The organism is Nocardia sp. NPDC004278 (genome assembly GCF_053602975.1).
Genome location: NZ_JBSGEQ010000016.1, coordinates 1 through 25,003, shown reverse-complemented (window position 1 = coordinate 25,003; position 25,003 = coordinate 1). Strand labels below are relative to the sequence as shown.

At 65.0% G+C, this 25,003-nt stretch carries 22 protein-coding genes and 1 pseudogene; 19 read left to right on the top strand and 4 right to left on the bottom strand.

Annotation, left to right across the window (positions count from 1 at the left end):
• Positions 1-7 precede the first annotated feature (7 nt).
• The 14 genes from ACWEO2_RS23900 (at position 8) to hpf (ending at position 14,221) form a co-directional block, all read left to right on the top strand.
• Positions 8-1,375, top strand: a complete 1,368-nt coding sequence (locus tag ACWEO2_RS23900) for a coenzyme F420-0:L-glutamate ligase (RefSeq protein ID WP_452407332.1) — start codon at positions 8-10, stop codon at positions 1,373-1,375.
• A gap of 31 nt (positions 1,376-1,406) precedes the next feature.
• Positions 1,407-1,925: an NUDIX hydrolase gene (locus ACWEO2_RS23895; protein WP_452407331.1), complete on the top strand. Its 519-nt coding sequence runs from the start codon at positions 1,407-1,409 to the stop codon at positions 1,923-1,925.
• Between the two features lie 237 nt (positions 1,926-2,162).
• Positions 2,163-3,401 carry an alkane 1-monooxygenase gene (locus ACWEO2_RS23890; RefSeq protein ID WP_452407330.1) on the top strand — a complete coding sequence of 413 codons (1,239 nt, stop codon included), beginning with the start codon at positions 2,163-2,165 and terminating at the stop codon, positions 3,399-3,401.
• 2 nt (positions 3,402-3,403) lie between these two features.
• A complete protein-coding gene (locus ACWEO2_RS23885) occupies positions 3,404-3,577 on the top strand; it encodes a rubredoxin (RefSeq protein WP_354959580.1) in 174 nt (57 codons plus the stop codon).
• A gap of 12 nt (positions 3,578-3,589) precedes the next feature.
• A complete protein-coding gene (locus ACWEO2_RS23880; RefSeq protein WP_062984220.1) occupies positions 3,590-3,772 on the top strand; it encodes a rubredoxin in 183 nt (60 codons plus the stop codon).
• 39 nt (positions 3,773-3,811) lie between these two features.
• Complete coding sequence (locus tag ACWEO2_RS23875; protein ID WP_452407456.1) at positions 3,812-4,432, top strand: TetR family transcriptional regulator; 621 nt, start codon at positions 3,812-3,814, stop codon at positions 4,430-4,432.
• A 191-nt stretch (positions 4,433-4,623) separates the two neighbouring features.
• Entirely contained in the window at positions 4,624-5,781 is a 1,158-nt protein-coding gene (locus ACWEO2_RS23870) for an alkane 1-monooxygenase (protein WP_452407329.1), read from the top strand.
• Positions 5,782-5,849: 68 nt separating this feature from the next.
• Positions 5,850-7,334, top strand: coding sequence for an adenosylhomocysteinase (gene ahcY, locus ACWEO2_RS23865; RefSeq protein ID WP_355177001.1), 1,485 nt, complete (start codon positions 5,850-5,852; stop codon positions 7,332-7,334).
• Positions 7,335-7,401: 67 nt separating this feature from the next.
• Complete coding sequence (locus ACWEO2_RS23860) at positions 7,402-8,043, top strand: dTMP kinase (RefSeq protein ID WP_355177002.1); 642 nt, start codon at positions 7,402-7,404, stop codon at positions 8,041-8,043.
• Between the two features lie 78 nt (positions 8,044-8,121).
• On the top strand, positions 8,122-8,799 hold the full coding sequence (gene mtrA / locus ACWEO2_RS23855; RefSeq protein ID WP_433200345.1) for an MtrAB system response regulator MtrA: 678 nt from the start codon (positions 8,122-8,124) through the stop codon (positions 8,797-8,799).
• Between the two features lie 74 nt (positions 8,800-8,873).
• Positions 8,874-10,724 (top strand): MtrAB system histidine kinase MtrB, encoded by a 1,851-nt coding sequence (gene mtrB / locus ACWEO2_RS23850; protein ID WP_452407455.1) that lies wholly within the window; start codon positions 8,874-8,876, stop codon positions 10,722-10,724.
• Between the two features lie 2 nt (positions 10,725-10,726).
• Positions 10,727-12,544, top strand: a complete 1,818-nt coding sequence (gene lpqB / locus ACWEO2_RS23845) for an MtrAB system accessory lipoprotein LpqB (RefSeq protein WP_452407328.1) — start codon at positions 10,727-10,729, stop codon at positions 12,542-12,544.
• A gap of 79 nt (positions 12,545-12,623) precedes the next feature.
• Positions 12,624-13,268, top strand: a complete 645-nt coding sequence (locus tag ACWEO2_RS23840; protein WP_452407327.1) for a ComF family protein — start codon at positions 12,624-12,626, stop codon at positions 13,266-13,268.
• 245 nt (positions 13,269-13,513) lie between these two features.
• Positions 13,514-14,221 (top strand): ribosome hibernation-promoting factor, HPF/YfiA family, encoded by a 708-nt coding sequence (hpf, locus tag ACWEO2_RS23835; protein WP_452407326.1) that lies wholly within the window; start codon positions 13,514-13,516, stop codon positions 14,219-14,221.
• 115 nt (positions 14,222-14,336) lie between these two features.
• On the opposite strand, the gene ACWEO2_RS23830 is transcribed toward hpf, so the two are convergent.
• From ACWEO2_RS23830 to ACWEO2_RS23820, 3 genes are all read right to left on the bottom strand, one after another.
• Positions 14,337-14,861, bottom strand: coding sequence for a hypothetical protein (locus ACWEO2_RS23830; RefSeq protein WP_355177005.1), 525 nt, complete (start codon positions 14,859-14,861; stop codon positions 14,337-14,339).
• Positions 14,862-14,933: 72 nt separating this feature from the next.
• Complete coding sequence (locus ACWEO2_RS23825) at positions 14,934-15,350, bottom strand: hypothetical protein (RefSeq protein ID WP_452407325.1); 417 nt, start codon at positions 15,348-15,350, stop codon at positions 14,934-14,936.
• A 12-nt stretch (positions 15,351-15,362) separates the two neighbouring features.
• Positions 15,363-16,079 carry a helix-turn-helix domain-containing protein gene (locus tag ACWEO2_RS23820; protein ID WP_452407324.1) on the bottom strand — a complete coding sequence of 239 codons (717 nt, stop codon included), beginning with the start codon at positions 16,077-16,079 and terminating at the stop codon, positions 15,363-15,365.
• Positions 16,080-16,413: 334 nt separating this feature from the next.
• Here ACWEO2_RS23820 and ACWEO2_RS23815 point away from each other — a divergent pair, with 334 nt between their 5' ends.
• On the top strand, positions 16,414-17,706 hold the full coding sequence (locus ACWEO2_RS23815) for an acetyl-CoA C-acyltransferase (RefSeq protein ID WP_452407323.1): 1,293 nt from the start codon (positions 16,414-16,416) through the stop codon (positions 17,704-17,706).
• Positions 17,707-18,294: 588 nt separating this feature from the next.
• Here ACWEO2_RS23815 and ACWEO2_RS23810 read toward each other — a convergent pair.
• Entirely contained in the window at positions 18,295-19,698 is a 1,404-nt protein-coding gene (locus ACWEO2_RS23810; protein WP_452407322.1) for a LuxR C-terminal-related transcriptional regulator, read from the bottom strand.
• Positions 19,699-20,085: 387 nt separating this feature from the next.
• On the opposite strand from ACWEO2_RS23810, the gene ACWEO2_RS23805 reads away from it, so the two are divergent.
• From ACWEO2_RS23805 to ACWEO2_RS23790, 4 genes and pseudogenes are all read left to right on the top strand, one after another.
• On the top strand, positions 20,086-20,892 hold the full coding sequence (locus tag ACWEO2_RS23805; protein ID WP_452407321.1) for a class I SAM-dependent methyltransferase: 807 nt from the start codon (positions 20,086-20,088) through the stop codon (positions 20,890-20,892).
• A gap of 117 nt (positions 20,893-21,009) precedes the next feature.
• Positions 21,010-21,662 (top strand): annotated as a pseudogene (locus tag ACWEO2_RS23800) (IS110 family transposase); the annotation flags it as partial.
• A gap of 372 nt (positions 21,663-22,034) precedes the next feature.
• A complete protein-coding gene (locus ACWEO2_RS23795) occupies positions 22,035-23,579 on the top strand; it encodes an acyl-CoA carboxylase subunit beta (RefSeq protein WP_452407320.1) in 1,545 nt (514 codons plus the stop codon).
• Between the two features lie 147 nt (positions 23,580-23,726).
• On the top strand, positions 23,727-25,003 hold a 1,277-nt coding region (locus tag ACWEO2_RS23790), incomplete at its 3' end, for an acyl-CoA dehydrogenase family protein (protein ID WP_452407319.1).

Genomic DNA, 25,003 nt, shown 5'->3' with positions numbered 1-25,003 from the left:
TGACGCGATGACCGAGCGGACCGTCGACGCGAACGGACCGGTCGACCACGCGGCGGGGGAGTTGCGCATCCTGCCGGTCACCGGACTGCCGGAGTTCCGGCCGGGCGATGACGTCGCTGAGCAGATCGCGGCCTGCGCGCCGTGGCTGGTCGATGGCGACATTCTGGTCGTCACGAGCAAGATCATCGCCAAGTCGGAAGGGCGCATCGTCGAGGCGCCGCTGGATCCGGAGGAGCGCGACAGCGCCCGCCGCGCCCTGGTCGAACAGGAGGCGGTACGCGTGCTCGCGCGCAAGGGCCGCACGCTGATCACCGAGAACAAACTCGGCATCGTGCAGGCCGCCTCCGGGGTGGACGGATCCAATGTCGAGCAGGGTGAACTCGTCCTGCTGCCCGCCGATCCGGACGGGAGTGCCAAGGCGCTGCGGACCGCGCTGGCGGAGCGGCTCGGCGTGCAGGTCGCGGTGGTCATCACCGACACCATGGGCCGGGCCTGGCGCAACGGTCAGACCGATACCGCCATCGGCGCGTCGGGTCTGCGGGTGCTGTACGACTACGCGGGCGCGGTCGACGGACAGGGCAATGAACTGCACGTCACCCAGGTCGCAGTGGCCGACGAACTGGCGGCCGCCGCAGATCTGGTGAAGGGCAAACTCGGCGGCGTCCCGGTCGCGGTGGTGCGCGGGCTGCCGGTCACCGATGACGGATCGTCGGCGGCAGACCTGTTGCGCGGCGGCATCGATGACCTGTTCTGGCTCGGTACGGCCGAGGCGATCGAGCGGGGGCGCGGCGAGGCGCTGCTGCTGCGTCGCTCGGTTCGCCAATTCGCCGACACTCCGGTCGATCCCGAAAGCATCCGCGCCGCGGTCGCAAAGGCGCTCACCGCGCCCGCACCCCATCACACCCGCCCGGTGCGCTTCGTCTGGGTCCGCAAACCCGGCCTGCGCGGCCAACTGTTGGAGGCCATGGCCGAGCGGTGGCGGGCCGATCTGACCGCCGACGGGCTCGACCCGGAGCGGGTGGAACGCCGAATCGCCCGCGGCCGAATCCTTTACGACGCACCCGAAGTGATCATCCCGTTCTGCGTGCCCGACGGTGCGCACGACTATCCGGATGAGCGGCGGCGCGGTAACGAGCGAACCATGTTCACCGTCGCGGTGGGCGCGGCCGTGCAGGGCCTGCTCGTCGCGCTGGCCACCGAGGGCATCGGCAGCTGCTGGATCGGCTCGACCATCTTCGCGCCGGAAATCACCCGCGACGTACTCGGCCTCGCCGACGACTGGAATCCCCTCGGCGCCATCGCCATCGGTCATCCCCTGGAGGAACTGACCCCCCGCCCGGTCTTCGGCCCCGGCCCCGGTCTGGTCGAGCTGTGAGCGTTCGGGAATTCGCTATCGGAGTCGACGAGTGAGCGCCAGTTCGCTGCACGCCTCGGCGACGACGCTGCTCGAATCGTGGCGGCCCGCGACGGGCACCGATGCATCGCTGCGGGAGGCGATGCTGGCATTCCTCGGGTCCGCACCGCGCGGATGTCTGCGTGAGCACGCACCCGGCCACATCACGGCCTCGGCCGTGGTCTTCTCTCATGATGAGCGTGCGGTCCTGCTGACCCTGCACCCGCGCGTCGGCCGCTGGATCCAACTCGGCGGGCACTGCGAGGAAGGTGACGAGACGGTGGCCGCCGCCGCGCTGCGCGAGGCCACCGAGGAGTCCGGTATGCCGGACCTGCGCATGGATCCGGAACTGTACGGCGCGCAAGCACATCCGATCACCTGTTCGCTCGGCCGCCCGACCAGGCATCTCGACCTGCTGTTCCGCGTCGTGGCCCCGGCCGGTGCCGTCCCGATCCGCAGCCACGAATCCACCGACCTGCGCTGGTGGCCGGTCGACGCATTGCCCGACAACGCCGACGTCCTGCTGCGCTGATCGGCCGAACCGCCACAGATACCGCGCACGATCGCCGCGTGATCCCGCATTCGCCGGGGTGACGCGGCGATTGTCATTTCGGGCGCGCCGCGCTCACATCGGTGTCCGATTTGCCGTTTCGGCCAGTCTTTACAAATTGTCTGATTTGTCTAGACGAGAGACAGATTGATCTCTATTGTCAAGAGTAAGTGGTACTGCACATCACATGTGATGTGCCGCTTTGATGAGGAGACAACGATGTCCACGGAAACTCATGCGTCCGGCCCTCGGGTCGAGGCGACCGACTGGCGCGACCGCAAGCGCTATCTGTGGCTGTGGGGGCTGTTCGCGCCGACCGGCCTCTTCACCATCGGCCTGCCGCTGATCTGGGCGTTCAATGAATTCGGCTGGCACAGGCTGGCCCAGGTGCCGTTCTGGCTGGGCCCGGTGCTGGTCTATGTGGTGATCCCGCTGGCCGATATCTTCTTCGGCCCGGACGGTGACAACCCGCCCGATGAGGTGATGGAGTACCTGGAGAACGACAAGTACTACCGCTACCTCACCTACCTCTACCTGCCGTTCCAGTACGCGACGCTGATCATGGGCGCCTACCTGATCACGGCGGACCACCTCAGCTGGCTCGGCATCGACGGCGGACTGCATATCGTCGACAAGATCGGCCTGGCCCTCACCGTCGGCATGATCGGCGGCATCGGCATCAATACCGCGCACGAACTCGGCCACAAAAAGGTCCATCTGGAGCGCTGGCTGTCGCGGATCGCCCTGGCCCAGTCGTGCTACGGCCACTTCTACATCGAACACAACCGCGGCCACCACGTGCGCGTCGCGACGCCGGAGGATCCGGCGAGTTCCCGGGTGGGCGAAACATTCTGGGCCTTCTGGCCGCGCACGGTCTGGGGCAGCCTGACCTCGTCGTGGCGCTTGGAGCGGACCCGGCTCGAGCGCCTCGGCAAGAAGCCGTGGAGCCTGCAGAACGAAGTGCTCAGTGCCTGGCTGATGTCGGTGGCGCTGTACGCGGCGCTGCTCGCGGTATTCGGAATCGGTCTGCTGCCATACCTGATCCTGCAGGCGGTCGTCGGCTTCAGCCTGCTGGAGGCGGTCAACTATCTCGAGCACTACGGCCTGGTCCGCCAGCGCACCGCATCCGGCCGGTACGAGCGGCCCGCCCCAGTGCACAGCTGGAACAGCGACCACATCGTCACCAATATCTTCCTGTACCACCTGCAGCGGCACAGCGATCATCACGCGTATCCGACCCGGCGCTATCAGACGCTGCGCAGTTGGGACGGTGCGCCGAATCTGCCGAGCGGCTACGCCAGCATGATCCTGCTCGCCTACTTCCCGCCGCTGTGGCGGCGCGTGATGGACAAGCGGGTGATCGCGCACTACGGCGGCGATATCACCCGTGCCAATATCCATCCGGGCAAGCGGGACAAGGTGATCGCGCGCTACGGTATGCCCGGCGCGGAGGCGTGATCATGAGCAGATTTCGTTGTCCCGTATGCGATTACGTCTACGACGAGCTGAAAGGTGCACCGCACGAAGGGTTCCCGGCGGGTACGCCGTGGGAGACGGTTCCCGACGACTGGTGCTGCCCTGATTGTGGTGTCCGCGAGAAGATCGACTTCGAACCTCTGGGAGTTCCGAAATGAGTGGATACAAGAATGAGTGAATACAAGCTGTTCCAGTGCATCCAGTGCGGTTTCGAATACGACGAGGCCAAGGGCTGGCCGGAGGACGGAATCGAACCGGGCACCCGCTGGGACGATATTCCGGACGACTGGACCTGCCCGGACTGTGGTGCGGCCAAGGCCGACTTCTACATGGTCGAGATCGAACGGTCGTGAATTTTGACTGCGGCAACCACCCGTGACAACCTCGCGGGTATGCCGCGCACCGGACCGAGGGTTTCCTATCAGGAGGCGGCGCGGGAACTCCTGCGCACCTCTGTCCTGGATTCGATGCGCGAACTGCTGACCGAGCGGGACTGGTCGAAAATCACCCTGGGCGATGTGGCCACTCGGGCCGGAGTCAGCAGGCAGACCCTCTACAACGAATTCGGTTCGCGCGCCGGGCTGGCGCAATCCTATGCGCTGCGCCTCGCCGACGATCTGGTCGATCATGTCGGCTCCGCGATCGACGGCAACATTCACGACGCGCGCGCCGCATTCGAGGAGGGGCTGCGCGATTTCTTCCAGGCGGCCGCCGCCGATCCGCTGGTGCAGTCGCTGGTCGCCGGTGAGGTGAAGCTGGATCTATTGCGGCTCATCACCCTTGATGCCGAGCCGTTGCTCGAACACGCCACCGCGCGGCTGTCCATCGCCTTCCAGCACAGCTGGGTGCAGGCGACGGCAACCGAATCCGATGTGCTGGCCCAGGCTTTGGTGCGGATCGCGCTGAGTTATATCCCGACGCCGCCGGCGCCCGGGCGCAACGCACCCGCCGAATTGAGTGCAGTTTTCAGTCCGTACGTCGAGGCTATTCTTGCGTCGCAAGAACAGCACTGATCCCATCATTGGGAAGTTGACGGTTTGCGGTGAGTGTGCCGTGATTGTGGTCGCATGTGAAGGTGCTTAAAAACCAACCGGCAGGCATCTAACTGCTGACGCCTTTCAACGGCGAGCCGCTGTGTAACGGTCGTAAAGTCTGTATGTATTGTCATGCGTCGGAGTTAGGGTACTTACTTAGCGGGGCAAACGTGCAAACGGTTGGCAAACCGGCGGGGTCTCCCGACCCCAAACGCCATCTGTGGGTTCTCGGACTGGTCGCGCCTTCGATCGCATTGCTGCCATCACAGTTGGTCTTGCATACCGGCGCGCCGGTCTTCTGGTGGATCGGGCCGATCATCGTGCTGATCGTGATCCCCGTGCTGGACTGGGCCGTTGGTGAGGATGGCAGCAATCCGCGCGATGAGGATTACGAGTTGCTGTCCAACGACCGGTACTACAGGTGGTGCACCTATCTGTTCCTGCCGGTCCAGCTGATCGGCCTACTCATCGCCGCCTATATGTGGGCGGGCGACGATCTGTCCGTGGTCGACAAGCTCGGGCTCGCAATGACTCTCGGGTTCGTCAGCGGTATCGGCATCAACGCGGCGCATGAACTCGGGCATCGGGTCGAAAATCTGGAGCGCTGGCTGGCCAAGATCTCGCTCGCGCAGTCCGGATACGGACACTTCTTCGTCGAGCACAACCGCGGCCATCACGCGCGGGTGGCGACGCCGGAGGATCCGGCAAGCGCCAGGCTGGGCGAATCGCTCTGGGAGTTCTTGCCGCGCAGCATTTCCGGCGGATACCGCTCCGCCATCCGGCTCGAACGCGAGCGCCTCACTCGCAAGGGCAAACGCTGGTTCAGTCCGAATAACCACATCCTGCAGGCGTGGGCGATGAGCGTGGTGCTGTTCGGCACGCTGCTCGCGGTCTTCGGCTGGCGCGTGCTGCCGTATCTGGCGCTGCAGGCGGTGATCGGCGTCATGCTGCTGGAGACGGTGAACTACATCGAGCACTACGGACTGCTACGGGCCCGCCGCCCCAATGGCCTCTACGTGCGGTGTTCGCCGCGCGACAGCTGGAACAGTGACCATCTGGTCACCAATATCTTCCTGTTCCACCTGCAGCGGCACAGCGATCACCACGCCAACCCGGGGCGCCGCTACCAGACCCTGCGCAGTTCGATGCAGGCGCCGCAGCTGCCCGCGGGATACCTGTCCATGATCGTGTTCGCGGCCGTTCCGCCGCTCTGGCGCGCCATCATGGATCACCGCGTACTGGCCCATTACGGCGGCGACATCACCCTGGCGAATATTCAGCCGCGCAAGCGCCGCCGGATCCTGATGACTTACGGCGTGACCGCGTAGTTCACCTGGTCCGGCAGCGACTAGCCTTGTGTCGGTACTGACGAACCAGGAGAGGCTGATAGAGGCAGATGACGACCTCAGAACTTCCCGCACGCACGTCCCTGACCGCCGATGTCCGCAACGGCATCGAATACAAGGTGGCGGACCTGTCGCTGGCTGAATTCGGCCGCAAGGAGATCCGCCTCGCCGAACACGAGATGCCCGGCCTGATGGCCCTGCGCCGCGAGTACGCGGAGGTGCTGCCGCTCAAGGGTGCGCGCATCTCCGGTTCGCTGCATATGACCATCCAGACCGCGGTGCTGATCGAGACCCTGACCGCGCTCGGCGCCGAGGTCCGCTGGGCCTCGTGCAACATCTTCTCCACCCAGGACCACGCCGCGGCGGCCGTCGTCGTGGGCCCGCACGGCACCGTGGACGAGCCCAAGGGCACCCCGGTCTTCGCCTGGAAGGGCGAGACCCTGGAGGAGTACTGGTGGGCCGCCGAGCAGATGCTGACCTGGCCGGGTGAGCCCGCGAACATGATCCTCGACGACGGCGGTGACGCCACCATGCTCGTGCTGCGCGGCGCGCAGTTCGAGAAGGCAGGTGTGGTGCCGCCGGAGGATGAGGACCACTCGGCCGAGTACAAGGTCTTCCTGAACCTGCTGCGCGAGCGCTTCGAAACCGATAAGACCAAATGGGGCAAGATCGCCGAATCGGTGCAGGGCGTCACCGAGGAGACCACCACCGGCGTGCTGCGGCTGTACCAGTTCGCGGCGGCGGGTGAGCTGGTGTTCCCGGCGATCAATGTCAACGACTCGGTCACCAAGTCCAAGTTCGACAACAAGTACGGCACCCGCCACTCGCTCATCGACGGCATCAACCGGGGCACCGATGTGCTGATCGGCGGCAAGAAGGTATTGATCTGCGGCTACGGCGATGTCGGCAAGGGCTGCGCGGAATCGCTTGCGGGACAGGGCGCCCGGGTGCAGGTCACCGAGATCGATCCGATCAACGCGTTGCAGGCGCTGATGGACGGCTACGACGTGGTCACCGTCGAGCAGGCGATCGGCCAGGCCGATATCGTCATCACCTCGACCGGCAATAAGGACATCATCACCCTCGACCACATGAAGGCGATGAAGGACCAGGCCATCCTCGGCAATATCGGTCACTTCGACAACGAGATCGATATGGCGGCGCTGGAGCGTTCCGGTGCAACGAAATTGAATATCAAGCCGCAGGTCGACCTGTGGACCTTCAAGGAGTCCGGCAAGTCGATCATCGTGCTGTCCGAGGGGCGGCTGTTGAATCTCGGCAATGCGACCGGACATCCGTCGTTCGTGATGTCGAACAGCTTCTCCAACCAGGTGATCGCCCAGATCGAGCTGTGGACCAAGCCGGACGAATACGATAACGAGGTCTACCGCCTGCCGAAGCACTTGGACGAGAAGGTCGCGCGTATCCACGTCGAGGCACTGGGCGGCACGCTGACCAAGCTCACCAAGGATCAGGCCGAGTACATCGGCGTCGATGTCGAGGGTCCGTACAAGCCCGACCACTACCGCTACTGAGTAGGGTTACCCGTCGGCCCGATATGGGCCGACGGGCCGAGGCGGCAATTGATTTGGCGGAGGATTCGTGCTGATTGCGGTGGAGGGTCTCGACGGCGCCGGGAAGCGGACGCTGATCGATGGCGTTGCCGCGGAGCTGCGCGCCAAGGGCCTGCGCGTGGAAACGCTCGCCTTTCCACGCTACGGGCGCTCGATCCACGCGGATCTCGCGGCCGAGGCATTGCGTGGTGGTCATGGCGATCTCGCCGATTCGGTACACGGGATGGCGCTGATGTTCGCGCTGGATCGGGCGGGCGCGCGTGATGAGCTGTCGAAGCTGTTGGCCGACAATGACATCGTGATCCTGGATCGCTACGTGGCCTCCAACGCCGCGTATTCGGCCGCGCGAATGCAGCAGTCGGCCGACGGTGAAATCGTGCGTTGGGTGGGTGAATTGGAGTTCGGTCGCTTCGATTTGCCGGTGCCGATGCTGCAGCTGTTGCTGGACGTGCCGACCGAGGTTGCGGCCGAGCGTGCCCGGCTGCGTGGCGAACTCGACCGGACCCGTGCCCTCGATGCCTACGAACGCGACGGCGGTCTACAGCGGCGCACCGGCGAGGTGTACCGTGAGCTGGCCGAACGGGACTGGTACGGGCCGTGGTGGAGATACCGATCCGGTGACGATCCGGCGACGCTGGCTGCTCGAGTGGCCGAATTTGTTGCCGGATAAGGTTGGATGTGCGGCGGGATTGCACCAGTGTTGGCGTGGCGGCCCGTTCCGAGCGCGAGAGATGACAACATAGTAGTTATGAAGCCGAAGATTCTGGTCGTCGACGACGATATGGCACTCGCTGAGATGCTCACGATCGTCTTGCGCGGGGAAGGGTTCGACCCGCATGTGGTCGGCGACGGCACGCAGGCGCTGGCGGCGGTTCGTGAACTCCGCCCCGATCTGGTGCTGCTGGACCTGATGCTGCCCGGCATGAACGGCATCGACGTATGCCGCGTGTTGCGGGCCGACTCGGGAGTTCCGATCGTCATGCTGACGGCGAAGACCGATACGGTCGACGTCGTGCTCGGTCTGGAGTCCGGGGCCGACGATTACATCGTCAAGCCCTTCAAGCCCAAGGAGCTCGTCGCCCGCGTGCGTGCCCGCCTGCGCCGCACCGAGGAGGAGCCCGCCGAACTGCTCTCCATCGCCGATATTGTCATCGATGTGCCTGCTCACAAGGTGACCCGCGGTGGCGCGCAGATCTCACTGACGCCGCTGGAGTTCGATCTGCTCGTGGCGCTGGCCCGCAAGCCGCGCCAGGTCTTCACCCGTGAGGTGCTGCTCGAGCAGGTCTGGGGCTACCGGCACGCCGCCGACACCCGGTTGGTGAACGTCCACGTGCAGCGGCTGCGGGCGAAGGTCGAGAAGGATCCCGAAAACCCGGAGATCGTGCTGACCGTCCGCGGTGTCGGTTACAAGGCCGGACCCCCGTGATCGGAGGCGACGCGGATCGTTCGACCGCCCCGCCCACAGTGGTGCAGCGCATCGAACGATCCCTCGCGCCGGTGGTGGCTTGGCTCAAGGAAGTCGGCAGCGCACTCGGCCATGTTTGGCGGCGTTCGCTGCAGTTGCGCGTCATCGTGTCCACACTCACGCTGTCGCTGATCGTCATCACGATCCTCGGCGTGGTGCTGACCAGTCAGATCACCGACCGACTGATCGACGCGAAGATCAACGGCGCGGTCGAGGAGATGGATCGCGCCCGCAATACGGTGGAGAGCCAGCTGGCCGGTGTGCACGATATCGGCACCCAGCAGCAGCGTCTCATCGATGCGCGCAATGCGCTGTCCAACCGCGGCGGGGCCGGCCAATCCACCGGTGTCGCAGGCAGTTTCGACTCGGCGCTGAGCCTGGTCGGCGGCACTCCGCAGCAGCTGATCTCGACCGGGCCGATCCAGGAGGTGCCCGAGGAGTTGCGCCGATTCGTCGCGCGCAACCAGGTCAGCTACCAGTTCGCCACGGTCTCGGATCCGGACGGCTATCACGGCCGGTCGTTGATCATCGGCAGCCCGAGCGCGGAGATTCCGACGCTGCAGATCTATCTGATCTTCCCGCTTGCCAATGAGGAGCGCAGCCTATCGCTGATGCGCGGCACCATGATGATCGGTGGCATCGTGCTGCTGGTGCTGTTGGCCGCGATCACGGCGCTGGTCACCCGGCAGGTGGTGCTGCCGATCCGTTCGGCCGCGCGGATCGCGGGCCGCTTCGCCGACGGCAGGCTCAAGGAACGCATGCTGGTGCGCGGCGAGGACGATATGGCGCGGCTGGCCCAGGCCTTCAACGAGATGGCGGAGAGTCTGTCCAACCAGATCAGTGAGCTGGCGGAGTTCGGAAATCTGCAGCGTCGCTTCACCTCCGACGTCAGCCATGAACTGCGTACCCCGCTGACCACCGTCCGCATGGCCGCCGACCTCATCCACGGCAGCAGCGACGATCTGGATCCGGCCCTGGCGCGCAGCTCCGAACTGCTGGTCACCGAACTCGACCGGTTCGAGGGTCTGCTCAACGACCTGCTCGAGATCAGTCGCCACGACGCCGGTGTCGCCGAATTGCAGGTCGAATCGCTCGACGTGCGGATGTGCGCGCGGGCCGCGATCTCCACCGTGCGCCATCTGGCCAAGGAGTCCGGTGTCGAGGTTGTCATCGACATGCCGGAGGAGCCGCTGGTCGCCGAGGTCGATCCGCGTCGGGTGGAGCGGGTGCTGCGCAATCTGCTCGCCAATGCGATCGACCACAGTGAGGGCAAGCCGGTGCTGATCCGGATGCGCGGCGATGTCGAGGCCAATGCGGTCGCGGTGATCGTGCGCGACCAGGGTGTCGGCCTGCGGCCCGGTGAGGAGAAGCTGGTCTTCAACCGGTTCTGGCGTTCGGACCCGTCGCGGATGCGGCGTTCCGGCGGCACCGGACTCGGTCTGTCGATCAGCGTCGAGGATGCGAATCTGCACGAGGGCAAGCTCGAGGCCTGGGGCGAAATCGGCATCGGCGCGAGTTTCCGGCTGACGTTGCCGCTGGTGCGCGGTAAGAAGATGGGCGCGAGCCCGCTGCCGCTGGAACCGGGACTGCGCAAGGCATTGCCCGGGGCGCGAGCCGGTACCGAACCGGCCGGTCCGGTACCGGCCACCGAGGGCACCGTCACGGAGCTGGCTTCGGTGCACCGGGCCGAGACGAACGGTGCCGACGTGCCCCCGATCGCCGCCCAAGACTCCATGGACGCCGATTCGGACTCGAACGGCGGCGCGCCGAGCGCCAGCAACGGCGCGGGATCAGTGGCCGACGAGGCCGCATTCGACGCCGACAGCGCAGAACCACGGCAGGCCGGGCACAGCGTGCCCGGTGACGGCGGGGACGTACAGTCATGAGGATGCGTAGCTGGTATCCGAGGCGCACGTCGCTGCGGCTGTCCGCGCTCGGCGCCGCGGCGGCCGCGGCGTTGCTGGTACTCACCGGATGCGCGAGCCTGCCGGAATCCTCCGCACCCCAGGCGCTCGGCACCATCAATCGCCAGCCCACCTCCGACGGCCCGCCGCCGCCCATCGCCGGTCGCGATCCGGACCTATTGCTGCGCGACTTCCTGCAGGCCACCGCCGATCCGGCCAATCGGCACCTGGCCGCAAGGCAGTACATGACACCGTCGGCGTCGGCGCAGTGGGACGACTCCGCGGGCACCTTGATCGTGGACAAGGCCGATACGCTGCGCGAATCGCGCTCCGGCGATAAGGCGACGTATGTGATCCGGGCGCACAAGGTCGGCGAGTTGGCCGCCGACGGTGCTTACCGCGCGATCGACGCGCCGCTGGAAAACAAGATCGAGATGACCAAGGTCGACGGCGAATGGCGCATCGATGAGCTGCCCGACGGCGTGGTGATGGAGCAGACCGCGTTCGCCAAGTCCTACCGCCGCTACGTGCTGTACTTCGTGGACCCGTCCGGCGCCGCGCTCATCCCGGATCTGCGCTGGATCTCGGTGGCCAAGAACCAGCTGGCCCAGCGGCTGCTCAGCCTGCTCGCCGACGGCACACAGCCCGCACTCGCCGCGGTGGTGCGCAATGAACTTGCGCCACCGGTGACCTTGCGCGGCCCGATCACCAAGCCCAATAACGACGACACCGACGTCGGTGTGGGACTCGGCGGGGTGCGCATCGATTTTGCGAACGCCTCCGGACTGTCCCCACGCGATAAGGAGCTGTTGGCCGGACAGGTGGTGCTCACGCTGGCGGGTGCCGAAATCCTCGGCCCGTACATGCTGCTCGCCGACGGCAAACCGTTCGATGACCGCTTCGCCGCCAACGGATGGTCGGTCGCCGACGTCGAACAGCTCAGCCCCGCCGTGCTCGGGCGCAACCAGATCGGGCTGCACGCCCTGCGCAACGGTTCGCTGGTACAGGTCACCGACAGCGGCATGATCACCCCGCCCGGCTACTTCGGCGCGGTGAACAATCTGCAGTCGGTCGCGCTCTCGCCGGACGGACAACTGGTCGCCGCGGTCGCCGACGCCGGGCGTCCCCCGCCGGGACCGCCGCGCACACTGATGGTCGGCAGCTACGGCGGCAATGCCTTCCCGGTCGCCGAGGGTTCGACGATCAGCCGACCGTCGTGGAATGTCGATGGCACCGCGGCCTGGGCCGTCATCGATGGCGAGCGGGTCATCCGGGCGGTCACTGATCGCGGCACCGGGACGGTCTCGGTGCAGGAGGTCGATATCTCGGCGCTGATGGCCTCGACACAGGGGTCGTCGCTGCGACTGCCGATTACCGAATTACGGATCTCCCGCACCGGCGTGCGCGCCGCGCTCATCGCCGACGGCAAGGTCTATGTCGCGGTGGTCGAACGGCGCCCGGACGGCAAGTACGCGCTCACCTCGCCGCTGCAGCTAGCACTGACACTCAGCACCCGGGCGGTGTCGTTGAGCTGGCTTACCGCGGAAACCATCGTCATCGCGAGGGAGGGCAACGTCGATCCGCTGACAACTGTTTCGATCGACGGATCGCAGCCGACCCCGCAGATCAGCCAGAATCTGACCGCGCCCGTTCGGGTGGTCAGTGCCTCGCCCGAAGCCGAGTATGTCGGAGATTCGCGCGCGGTGCTCCAACTCCAGTACAGCGACCAGACCACGGACCGCTTCTGGCGCGAGGTACCCGGCCTCAATGGCGAGAACTCGGTCCCGGTACTGCCCGGCTGACCGGCGGCGGCGAAACGGGTACTGAGACAGGACATTCGGCCGGAGTAAACCTGTCGGTGGGTGGGCGCAGACTCGTGCGATGCGGACACTGCTCGATCTGATCCTGCCCACGGACTGCGCCGGATGCGGTGCGGTCGGGGTCGGCTGGTGTGCGGAATGTGCGGCGACGCTGGCCCGGACGCCGATGCGGGTGCGACCGCGCACCGATCCCGGTGTGCCGTGCTGGGCGCTCGGTCCGTACGCGGGTCCGGCGCGACGGGCGGTGCTCGCGATGAAGGAGCGCGGGCGACGCGATCTCGCGGAGCCATTGGGGCTGGCGCTGGCGGCCGGTCTGATGCGGCTGCGCGCCGATGCGCGGCCACTGGTGCTGATCCCGGCGCCGAGTCGGCGGGCGGCCGCACGACGTCGCGGCGGGGATCCTGTGGTCCGGACGGCGCGGGCGGCGGCGGGATGGCTGCCGGATTGCCGGGTGGTACCGATGTTGCGGGTGTGGTGGGGTGTGCGGGATTCGGTGGGCTTGACAGTCAGTGAGCGCCAACACAATATGCGCGGTCACGTAGTGGCCGCGCCAGGTGCCGGTGCCGTACCGGAGATCCCCGGGAATGCCGAGGTCGTGCTGGTCGACGATGTGCTGACGACCGGCGCGACGGCCCGCGAATCGGTCCGCGCGCTCGGCCGGATACGGGTGCAGGTATGTGCCGTGTTGGTGACGTGTTCGGCTTGACTCCGGGAAATTTGCGTGAACACTGGCGGACCGCTCGTTGGCGTACTAGCGTCGCGATCACACACCCGAACCGGGAGTTTGGAGGTGGCGCCTCGGACATCATGTGCCGAGAGAGTGTCAATCGGCACGGCTAATCCCGCCGCACGCACGTTGGTCTGTGCGGCCATATCCGGGAGGTACGCGTGACGACTTCTTCACGACCTTCAGTGAAAGTTGCCCCCTCTGTTAAAGAGGCCCAGTCCTCGGTGCTGGCTGACAGCACCCTGGAGGAGACAGCCGAACCCGCAGCGGACCGACCTCGAGCGCCTCGCGGCGATGTCGTGGTGAAGGGCCGCAATGTCGAGGTTCCCGACCATTTTCGAATTTACGTCGCGGAGAAACTCTCCCGTCTCGAGCGCTTCGATCCGTCGATCTTCCTCTTCGATGTGGAGTTGTTCCACGAGCGCAACCGTCGTCAGCGCAAGGCCTGCCAGCGCGTCGAGATCACCGCGCGCGGCAAGGGCCCGGTCGTCCGGGCGGAGGCCTGTGCGGACAGCTTCTACGCTGCCCTCGAATCGGTAACCGGCAAGCTGGAGAGTCGATTGCGCCGCACGAAGGATCGGCGCCGGGTGCACTACGGGGACAAGACGCCCGTATCGGTCGCGGAGGCTACCGCTGATCTGATCGACGATTCGCTGTTCGCGCCGCTGAACGAGACAGCGGCAGCGCACGACCATCCCGAGGTCGAGGGCCGTAGGCCCGCCGAAACCGAACCTGAGGATTACGCGGCCGGTCCCGGCCACATCGTGCGGACCAAGGTCCACAGTGCGACCCCGATGTCGGTCGACGATGCGCTCTACCAGATGGAGCTCGTCGGCCACGACTTCTTCCTATTCCAGGACAAAGAGACCGACCGACCGTCGGTCGTCTACCGTCGCCATGCATTCGACTACGGCCTGATCCGGCTCGCGTAGGCTCCCCCTGCTTCTCCGGGCATTCAGCCGATCAGCTGGGTGCCCGGAGATTTTGTATTGCGGGACCTGCTGTCCGGATCGGATCGGCTTCCCGATGCGGTTGTCGCGTGGGCGATCAGCGCCGTCGGTCTCGGAAAAAGGTTCTGTGCAGCAAGGAATCTCGGCGTTGCGGGCGCATGGCCGCCAGCATGACCAGGTCGGCGAAGGTCTCCGCATCGCGTTCGCGCGCGGATTCATAATCGCTGCGCCCCAGCACATATGCGATGGACTCCGGGGAGATCGATGGCAGCAGTTCGGCGATGGCCGACAGCGGTCGCGGGGTCGGCGCCGATGGCTCGGTCGCCGATTCCGGTCCGTGGCCGAGCAGCATGTGGCCCAGTTCGTGCACGATGATGTGTTCGGCATGCCATTCGGTCGTATCGGCGCCGTAGACGATGATGTCGCTGTCGCGCTTGGCAATCCACAGGCCGCTGCCGGTGCCGCAGCCGGTGCCGGCGAGCAGTGCGGTGTCCACCGGTTGCAGGGTGATGGTGCGGCCTCGATGCTCGGCGACGGCGTCGAGGTAGGTGCTCAGATTCCAGGGGGACGGTATCGGTACGTCCCGGGATACCTCCCGGAACCGGTTCTCCATACCGGGCATTCGTGGCGATCTCCTACAGCGATGCGGGTAGCTCACGATGCTACCCAGCCGTTGGAACTGCCCGATCCGCGGTCACCGCATGGGTTGGTCCGTACTTTCGATGAGTGTGGTCAACGCCGTGAGATCGATATCGGACCCGCGCAACGCGATGCTGGCAACATTGGCGTCACGCATGGTGGCCAGCAGTTCGAGTTCGCGATCGATCGCGGCCGCTGCGGCGCCGGTGGTGGTCAGATAGTCCGAGCTCACCCCGAAACACTGGGCGATCGCGGCGAGCAGGTCGGATCCGACTGGTGCGGAGTCGAATTCACCTCGGCGCAACCGGTCGAGCTGATCCGCCGGGACGGTGCGGGCCAACTGTATGCCGACCTGTTCGGCGACCGAGGCGGTCGTGCGCTCGGGCTCCGAACGCGGGTGCACGGTCGCGAAAAGTCGATTCACCTTGTGGCTGAGCGTCAGTCGCGCTCGATTCGTCGCCTCGTCGGTCATCTGCGTCGCCCTCTACTTCTTGCCGTTTCGAATCGATGTCGCACCCGGATTGGCCGCCAGCCAGCGCGCGCGGAATCTGGCCTCGGTGCCGGCGTCCACATCCTCCACCCGCCCGGCCAGCCAGCGACGATAGCGGCGTTCCAGTAGTTCGGCGGGATCGTTCGATTCGGCTGGCACGTCGAGCAGATGGGAGAACGCCATGGCGACCAAGGGGTGCAGGGGTCGGCCCGGACCACCGTTGCGTTCCAGCATCGCGGTGGCATAGCGCGCGGACAGTCGAGAGACGACGTCGTTCAGCTCCGAAATGGCCGACAGCAGTCGGGGTTCGGTGGTCCGGACGCGTTCGACCGCGTCGTTGAGCCGACCCGATGCCGCGAGCAGCCCGGTCAGATCCGAGATTTCGAAGCGGATCGAATCGGGTCCGGAGACGATTGACTCGTCGGTGCTCGCGGCAGGCGCCGCGCCCTCGCGGGCGGCAGGGTCGCCGCCCGCGTAGGTGCGGGCCGCACTGCCGGGCAGCCAGCGCAGCGGCGCGTCGAGCTTGTTCAGGGTGTGCGTGCTGATCGCCGCGTCGCCATCTTCGATTTTGCGGATCGTCGGCGCCGAGGGCCCTCCCAGATCGCCGATCTGCATCTGTGTCAGGCCGAGTTCGTCTCGGCGCTCCTTGATGATTCGGCCGAAGCGCTTATGTCGCGACAGCTCCGAAGGGCTTTGCATAGTGAGGCTCATGCTAGAGCTCTTTTGGGTGAAAAGACAACTTCATAGAAAAGATTTGAAAAACGAATGGAAAGATTGCTATCGTTTCCTTGCGCCGGAAGGGTGTCGACGTCGGCCTTGCGGGTTCCGGAATGAGCAGGGGCGTTCGCCGGGACGGGCGCCCCCGGTCTGCTGCGCAACGGCGCGCCGCAGGCCGGGACCGGTTGAGCGCAGGCTCGTTTCGGGTGTGCGGCGTCTCGGCTCAGCGGCAGATGGAGGGGATCGCTGAGCCGGGTACGCCGGCCTGGACGTTGAACTTACTTCCGAGTAAGTTTGGGGAATAGGTCTCTCGAGGAGGACAAACCCCATGGCTACCAATGCTGCTCGCCGTGCCGTCATCGTCTCCGGTGCGCGCACGCCGTTCATCAAGGCGTTCACCGACTACACGCGGATGGATTCGATCGCGTTGGCCGATGCCGCGGTGCACGGGCTGCTGGAGCGGACCGGGCTGCCCGGTGCACAGGTGCAGGCCATTGTGTGGGGCGGGGTGATCCTGCCGAGTGCGGCGCCGAATATCGCGCGCGAGATCGCGTTGGATCTCGGTCTCGACGCCGGGTGCGAGGGGTACACGGTGACGCGGGCGTGCGCCTCCGGACTGCAGGCGATCACCTCGGCCGTCGCGGCGATCGAGCGCGGCGAATACGACATCATGATCGCCGGAGGCAGTGATTCGACCAGCAATGCCGAGGTGAAGTTGCCGCAGAAGCTGGTGCACGCCGGAGCGCCGCTGGCACTGGGCAAGCCGAAGCCGAAGGATTATCTCGCGGCGGCGCGTCAGCTCGCGCCGTTCACCGATCTGCTGCCGAGTCGACCGAAGATCGCCGAACGCACCACCGGTGAGGTGATGGGAGAGTCGGCGGAGAAGATGGCCCGCATCCACGGGATCAGCCGCGCGGAGCAGGATGAATTCGCGGCACGTTCGCATCACCGTGCCGCCGCGGCCATCGATTCGGGGCGATTCGATGACGAGGTGCTGCGGGTGCGCACGCCGGACGGCGCGGATATCATCCGCGATGGACTGGTGCGCGCGGGTACCAGCGTCGAGAAGTTGGCGCGGTTGCAGCCGGTCTTCGCCCGCGACGGCAGCGTGACCGCGGGCAATGCCAGCCCGCTGACCGACGGTGCGTCAGCGGTGCTGCTGATGAGCGAGGAGACCGCGCATGCCCTCGGCTATCGGCCGCTGGCGGCGTTCCGCTCGTGGAGCTATGTCAGTGTGGACCCGACCGATCAGGTGCTGATCGGCCCGGCCATCTCCATGCCGCGCGCCCTCGATAAGGCCGGAATGTCATTGGGCGATATCGATTTCGTCGATATCCACGAGGCCTTCGCCGCCCAGACGCTGTCCGTGCTCGCCGCACTGAACAGCGACGAGTGGGCCAAGACCCGTCTCGATCGCGACACCGCGGTCGGCGAGGTCGATATCGACAAACTCAATGTGCACGGCGGCTCGGTCGCCCTGGGCCATCCCTTCGGCGCCACCGGCGCCCGCATGGTCACCACAATGGCCAACGAATTGGCCCGCACCGGCAAAACCGCCGCCCTCCTCGGCATCTGCGCCGCAGGCGGAATCGGCGCATCGGCGGTGCTGGAGCGCGTCTGATCACCACGTGTGCGATCAGTGACAACTGATTTCGTGAGTACATGGGTAACTCCATGTACTCACATCGAACTAGGGTGCGATGGGTGTCGTTGTCAAGAGTTGCCAGCGTTGGGTGTCGTTGGTTCAGGTGAGCCTCTGAGCTGCGGATACATTGAAATTCTGCCCAGTTCTGGCTGTAATATCGATTACTAGCGTGGGTTTCGTTGGTTGACGTCAGCCATTAAATGGCGGGTTTGATGACAAGCCACGATGGCTGGCCAGCAACCATGCCGGACATGAACTGGTCGGTAGCGGGGGTCCATTGCTGAACCCCCGCCCTCTCAGAACCGGCCATGCGAGATTTCCCCGCAACCGGCTCGAGCCGGTCGCTAGGGCGTGCTGGCTGCGCCGAAACTGGTTATGCCCGTGCTGGTATCGGCTGGCTGTCGATGCTGGCAGTGGGCGTATATGAGGCGGTAATGCTCGATCGGCTGACCGTTGGTTCCGACGACGATGAGTTGACGCTGATCGCCGCGCGGATCGTGGTGAACCACTTCGATAGCTCCCCGCTTGCCCCGATCCTCACGTGCCATCAGTGTTCTCGACCGACTAGAGCATGTTCATGCGGGAGGCGTGGCCCACGGCAGCGGCGCGAGATGGCAGATCAAGCCGGGCAAGGATATTGGCGACGTGACGTTTGACGGTGTGCTCACTGAGCACCAGGCGTTCGGCGATTTCCCGGTTGGTCAACCCGACCGCTAGCAGCCGCAGGATCTGCATCTGGCGGCCGGTGAGCTCACCGTCGGCGGACTGCTGAGCCTGCGCAAGCAGCGTGCCGGCGCGGCGGGCGTCCGCGGCGGCGCCTAGATGGTCGAACACGCGCGCTGCTGACTGTGCCTCCGCGGCGGCCGCGACGCGCCGTCCCGCAGCGATCAACACCGCAGCCAAGTCGAGACGGACCCGGGCAGCCTCGTAGGAGCCTCTGGTGCGCTGAAACAGCTCAATACTCTTGCTGAGCAACGTATCTGACTGGTCATGGTCGCCGCTGGCAGCACAGCCGAGCCCCCGTGCCCACAGCGCGGTGGCATCGACCACGTCACCGGCTCCGTCCCCCGAGATCCGAGTCAGCTCCCCCACGGCGTCCTCGAGCAGGTCGGAGCGCCCGGCCGCAGCAGCGGCCCTGACGCAGACCTCGAGGCCGACGCAACGCCCCAACCGATCGTCGTCGGCCAGGCCGCCGAGTACGCGCTGCGCAGCGGCGAGCGCGTTGACCGAATCCCCCTGGTCGAGTAGGAGATCGGCCCGACCGATGCGGGCAGCCAGCGTAAACTTACCGCGTTCGAACAGTTCGGCAGCTTCGATCCATCGTCCCTGTCGCCTGCGCAACTCACCGAGCCGTGCCCACGCCTCGGCAATAAACCGGGACTGTTGTGCACCGAACTCACTGATAGCCTGCAGCAGCTGCGTCTCGGCTTCGTCCCATGCACCGCGCCACAACAAAACCGTGCTGTAGTGCGTGCGGCACCACGCGAACGGCGACCCCATGTCGAACTGGCTGCAGAAGTCCATCACGCGCTCACACCACTGCTCGGCTCGTTCCCAGTCGCGGGTCTGCTCACAGCCCTGGACCAGATAGCAGGACGGGATCCAGACCGAGGCGACCTCTCGAACCTCCCCGGCAAGCGCGGCAGCGGCAGCTTCATCGAGCAGCCGCATCCCTTCCGCGATACGGCCGCGGCTCACCTCGATGATGCCCCCGAGCGCCATGGCCTGCAGCTCCAAGTCGGGCGAGCGCAGACGGTGGCCGATCGCCATCGCTCGTTCGGCGTGCCCGGATGCCGCGATCAGCGCGCCGCGTGCTCGCGCGGCCATTCCCTCGAACAACTCGAGCAGCCCGTGCTCCTCACTCTCCGGCAAATCCGCCACCAACCGCCATGCCCGCTGAAACCAGCCCTGGGCTATGGCCGATTCGCCGCGGAACTGCACTGCGGCGGCCCCGAGCCAGGCCGCCACCCGGGCGGCGCCGAGGTCCTCACCCGTGGACCGGTAGCAGCGGTACGCATGCTCGTACTGCTGGGTCATCTCGACATGCTCGTCGAGCCACCAAGAAGCCATCGCGGTCCCCTCGGCGGCCGCTGCCTCAGTGGCCACATCCGGTGATGATTCCAGTACCGCCGCAAATACTTCTCGCGCCTGCTTCCATGAGCCACGCCGTAGAAGGTCCCGCCCTTCCCGGAGCGGATCATCGGTCCTTATCACATGGCTATCATGCCCAAGACCGTCCGGTCGCGTCGGTTTGTCGAACCACGGCGCATGGCCTGTTCGGGCCATCTCGAAGGTGCAGCCGATTGGCCCGCACAGGCGAAGACATAACGTCGCGCCGTTCGTACCGTGATCTCCATGACCGAATTCACCTCCCTGACTCAAAGACAGCAGAAAGCATGGTCGTTGGGCGACCTCGGCAAGCTAGCCGCACACACCCCGCCGCTGTATGCAGAGTCACTCTGCGAGTCGCTCGACCTCCACCCGGAGGAAAGGGTTCTGGATGTGGCCGCAGGCACCGGAACCACCTCGATCGCCGCCGCGCGCCGTTTCTGCCAGGTGATCGCCACCGACTTCGTCCTCGACTCGCTGGTTCAGGGCAGACGGTTGGCTGCGGCCGAAGGCCTGAGTCTGGAGGTGCGGGCGGCCGACGCGCAATCCCTGCCTTTCGAGGACGGCGAATTCGACGCGGCGATGTCCACATTCGGTGTCATGTTCGCCCCCGATCAGCAAAAGGCAGCCACCGAACTGGAGCGGGTGGTTCGTCCGGGTGGCCGCATCGGGATCACTGCGTGGTGTCCGGACGGTGTCGTCGGCAAATACGCCGCGACCATCGGGACGTACATCGCCTCTCCGGGCGGATTACGCTCCCCGTTCGAGTGGGGTACGCCCGAACGCATTAGAGAGCTGTTCGCGGAGCGGTCGACGAGTATCCAGACTGTCCGCAAGACACAGCCCTTTCGCTACCCGACGGTCCAATATGCAGTCGAGTTCTTTCGCGAATGGTACGGCCCGACACAAGGTGCGTTCGCGCAACTCGACGAGCAACAGAGGGCAGCACTGCACGACGACATGTCAGCGGTATGGAGTGCCAGCAACCAAGCCACTAACGGAACACTGGTGGCCCATGCCGACTACCTCGAGACGATCGTGGTCATGTCCTAGACGGTATGAAGGCCCACTGAGTTTGGGAGCCGGAGGCCTCGATTCTGCAAAGCCGCGTGGGTTGCCGGGGTGAAACTCACTTCGGTAGAGCCACTTTGCAGGTCAGGAGGGCCTCCGGTGAGTATCGAGCGTACGAGTGTCGGTCTGGATGTGCACGCGTTATCGGTGGTGGCGTGTGGCATCGACAATGAAACCGGGCAGCTGAGGCGACAGCGGTTGTGCCCGGATCCGGGACAGATCCTCACCTGGCTGTCTGGGCTGGCGGGGCCGGTGAGGGTCGTTTACGAGGCCGGGCCGACCGGGTTCGGTCTGTATCGAGCCTTGACCGCGGCCGGGATCGACACCATCGTGGCTGCACCGTCGAATCTGCAACGCCCCGCCGGGGACCGGATCAAGACCGACGCCCCTGACGCCCTGCATCTGGCGCGGCTGCTGCGGCTGGGCGAGATGGTGGCGGTGGCGGTGCCGACCGTGGCCCAGGAAGCGGCTCGTGATCTGGTCCGTGCCCGCGAGGACGCGCGCGGTGATCTGACGCGGGCCCGGCGCCGATTGTCGAAACTGCTTCTGCGGCAAGGGATCGTGTATTCCGGTCGGTCCGCGTGGACCGGGGCGCATGATCTGTGGTTGCGTGGGCAGCGCTTCGACCAGCCTGCGTTGTAGACCGCGTTCGACACCGACTACGAGGCGATGACGCTGACCAGACCCGCCGCGACCGGCTCGATGTCGCCATCGTGGAGATGGTTGCTGTCCGCCGAGTGCGGTGTGGTCGCAGTGGTGATTGTAGATGTGTCGCCTAGCTTCCTGATGTCGACATGCACCAGGTCACCGGGCGCGGGGTCCCTGACCAGGGCCAACAAGGACTCTAATACGGGACGGTCTCATTGATTGGGGCAGGCCACAGCTGTCTGCGCAATCCGTCGACACCCCGCGGGCATGCAAACGTATTTGTATTTGCCGGTTAAACCGCAGATTTTTTTGCAGTATAGTCGCCGATGGCGGGTGTCCGATACCGCAATCTGGTTGTGCGGTTGTGGCTTTCACCGAGCAGATCGACGTTCCGCCAATACAGCGGTGTCGTGTAAGCCGCTGTCGGCGGCGCGCTCGAGATGCGCTGCCTACGTGAAGTACCTGACGGAGGACTTGTGACGAAAACAACTGCGCAACTGCTGGCCGAACTGCATGAAAAGCTGGCCCAGGCGCGCGAGCCCGCTGGCGAGGACGGTATCCGTAAGAGGGAGAAGAAGGGTATCCCGAGCGCTCGGCAGCGGGTTGATACGTTGCTCGATCCTGGCACGTTCATTGAGATCGGAGCTTTGGTTCGGCAACCAGGCAGTTCCGACGGACTGTACGGCGATGGTGTTGTCACCGGCCATGGCCGTATCGACGATCGCTCCGTAGCGGTCATTGCACATGATCAGACTGTGTATGGCGGCAGCGTCGGCGAGATGTTCGGGCGTAAGGTCGCCAAAGTCATGGAGTTCGCCCTGAAGGTGGGGTGTCCTGTCATCGCCATCAACGACTCCGGTGGTGCCCGGATCCAGGACGCGGTGACGTCATTGTCGTGGTACGCACAGATGAGTCGCTGGCACATCCCACTGTCTGGAGTGGTGCCGCGCATATCGATCATGCTCGGCAAATGCGCTGCGGGCGCCGTCTACGCACCTATCAATACCGATGTGCTGGTTGCGACGAAAGATTCCTACATGTTCGTCACTGGTCCCGACGTAATCCGCGACGTCACCGGTGTGAATGTCAGCATCGACGAGCTCGGTGGTGCATATCAGCAGGCGGAGAACGGCAATCTGCACCACGTCGCCGAGAACGAGGCCGCCGCCTTCGAATGGGTGCGAAACTATCTCTCGTATTTTCCTTCCAGTTGCAGCGAGAAGCCGCCGTTGGTCAACCCAGGTCTGGAGCCGGAGGTAACAGATTTTGATCGTGAGCTCGACTCGATTATTCCCGATGCAGACAATGCCGCCTACGACATGCACGAGGTGCTGCTCCGGATCTTCGATGACGGCGAGTTCCATGAGATCGGTGAACATCGGGCCGGGAATATAATCACCGGATTTTCGCGTATCGACGGGAACGCGGTAGGAGTTGTTGCAAATCAACCGATAGTGCTGTCCGGCGCGATCGATGCCCGCTGCTCGGACAAGGCGGCACACTTCATACAGGTGTGCGATGCCTTCAATATTCCACTGATCTTCGTTGTCGACACGCCCGGCGTATTGCCAGGGGTCGAGGAGGAAAAGATCGGAGTGATCAAACGCGGCGGTCGCTTCTTCTTCGCCGTTGCTTCAGCGACGGTGCCGATCGTGACGGTGGTCGTCCGCAAAGCCTTCGGTGGCGGATACGCAGTGATGGGCTGCAAACAACTCGGTGCCGACATCAACCTCGCGTGGCCGAACGCACGTATCGCAGTGATGGGTGCAGAGAGCGCAATCAATATTGTTGCTCGCAAACAACTCGCCGCCGCAGGTGAAAACGCAGACTCGATACGTCAGCAGATGATCGACACATACAACGAGACTATCGCCACTCCGTGGATCGCGGCAGAACGCGGCTATATCGACGCTGTGATCGAACCCGCAACGACCCGGCTCGAGCTGCGCAAAGCCCTGATGCTCTTACAACACAAAACATGCCCCCCCAACCCTCGCAAACGGTTCATCTGGCCACTCTGAAATCTCCAATCCAGATCAATAACCCAGCCCACCTCGAAGTCATTGATGCGGCATGATGGAAGGGTTCGTCGCCGCCCGGCTCCGGGGCTGTGCGAAATCTACGTCAACGTTATCGAAAAATAAATAGAAAGATCTGGCAGCGCCATAATGGGACATTATAGGAGCAACATCAAAGACCTCGAGTTCAATCTTTTCGAGGTCCTCGGTCTCGATCGAGTTCTCGACGAACTACCAGGCTCCCTCGATGCCATACAGATCCGACAGATATTGCGCGAGGTCCAGCGTCTGGCCGAGGGCCCGCTGGGTGAGTCGTTCTCCGACGCCGACCGCAATCCGCCAGTCTTCGATCCCGAGACTCACAGCATCACATTGCCGGAGTCGTTTAAGCGTAGCTACCGAGCCCTGCGCAGCAGCGGCTGGGACCGGTTGGACATCGCTACCGACCTCGGGGGCCAGGAGGTACCACGAGTGATCTTCTGGGCAGTGGCCGAGCTCATTCTGGGCGCGCAGCCCGCTGCGTACATGTATGGCATGGCGGGAACGAACTTCGCGAACATCTTCTACAACAACGCCACCGACGAGCAGAAAAAGTGGGCCAAGATCGTGGTCGAGCAGGGCTGGGGAGCCACCATGGTGCTGACCGAGCCCGACGCCGGCTCCGACGTGGGCGCTGGCCGCACCAAGGCAATTCAGCAGGAAGACGGCTCCTGGCACATCGCGGGTATCAAGCGGTTCATCACCTCCGCCGACTCCGATGATCTGTTCCCGAACATCATGCATCTGGTTCTGGCCCGCCCGGAGGGTGCCGACCCAGGTACCAAAGGACTGTCGCTGTTCTTCGTGCCGAAGTTCCACTTCGACCCCGCGACCGGTGAGCTGGGCGAGCGCAACGGCGTCTTCGTCACCAATGTCGAGCACAAGATGGGCCTGAAGGCCTCGGCCACCTGTGAGGTCACCTTCGGGGGTCACGGAATTCCAGCCAAGGGCTGGCTGGTCGGCGAGGTGCACAACGGCATCGCGCAGATGTTCCAGATCATCGAGGCTGTGCGCATGATGGTCGGGACCAAAGCCGCAGCGACCTTGTCGACCGGCTACCTGAACGCACTCGCATACGCGAAAACCAGACTTCAAGGTCGGGACATGACTCGTATGTCCGATCCGGCGGCACCCAAAGTACCGATACTGCACCACCCCGATGTGCGGCGTTCGCTGACACTGCAGAAGGCGTACGCCGAGGGCCTGCGCGCGGTGTACCTATACACCGCCGCCCATCAGAACGCTGATGTGGCCCAGCATGTTTCCGGTGCGGACGCCGACCTGGCCGCCCGCGTCAACGATCTGCTGCTGCCGATCGTCAAGGGTGTCGGCTCCGAGCGGGCCTACCAGTACCTGACCGAATCGCTGCAGACCTTCGGTGGCTCCGG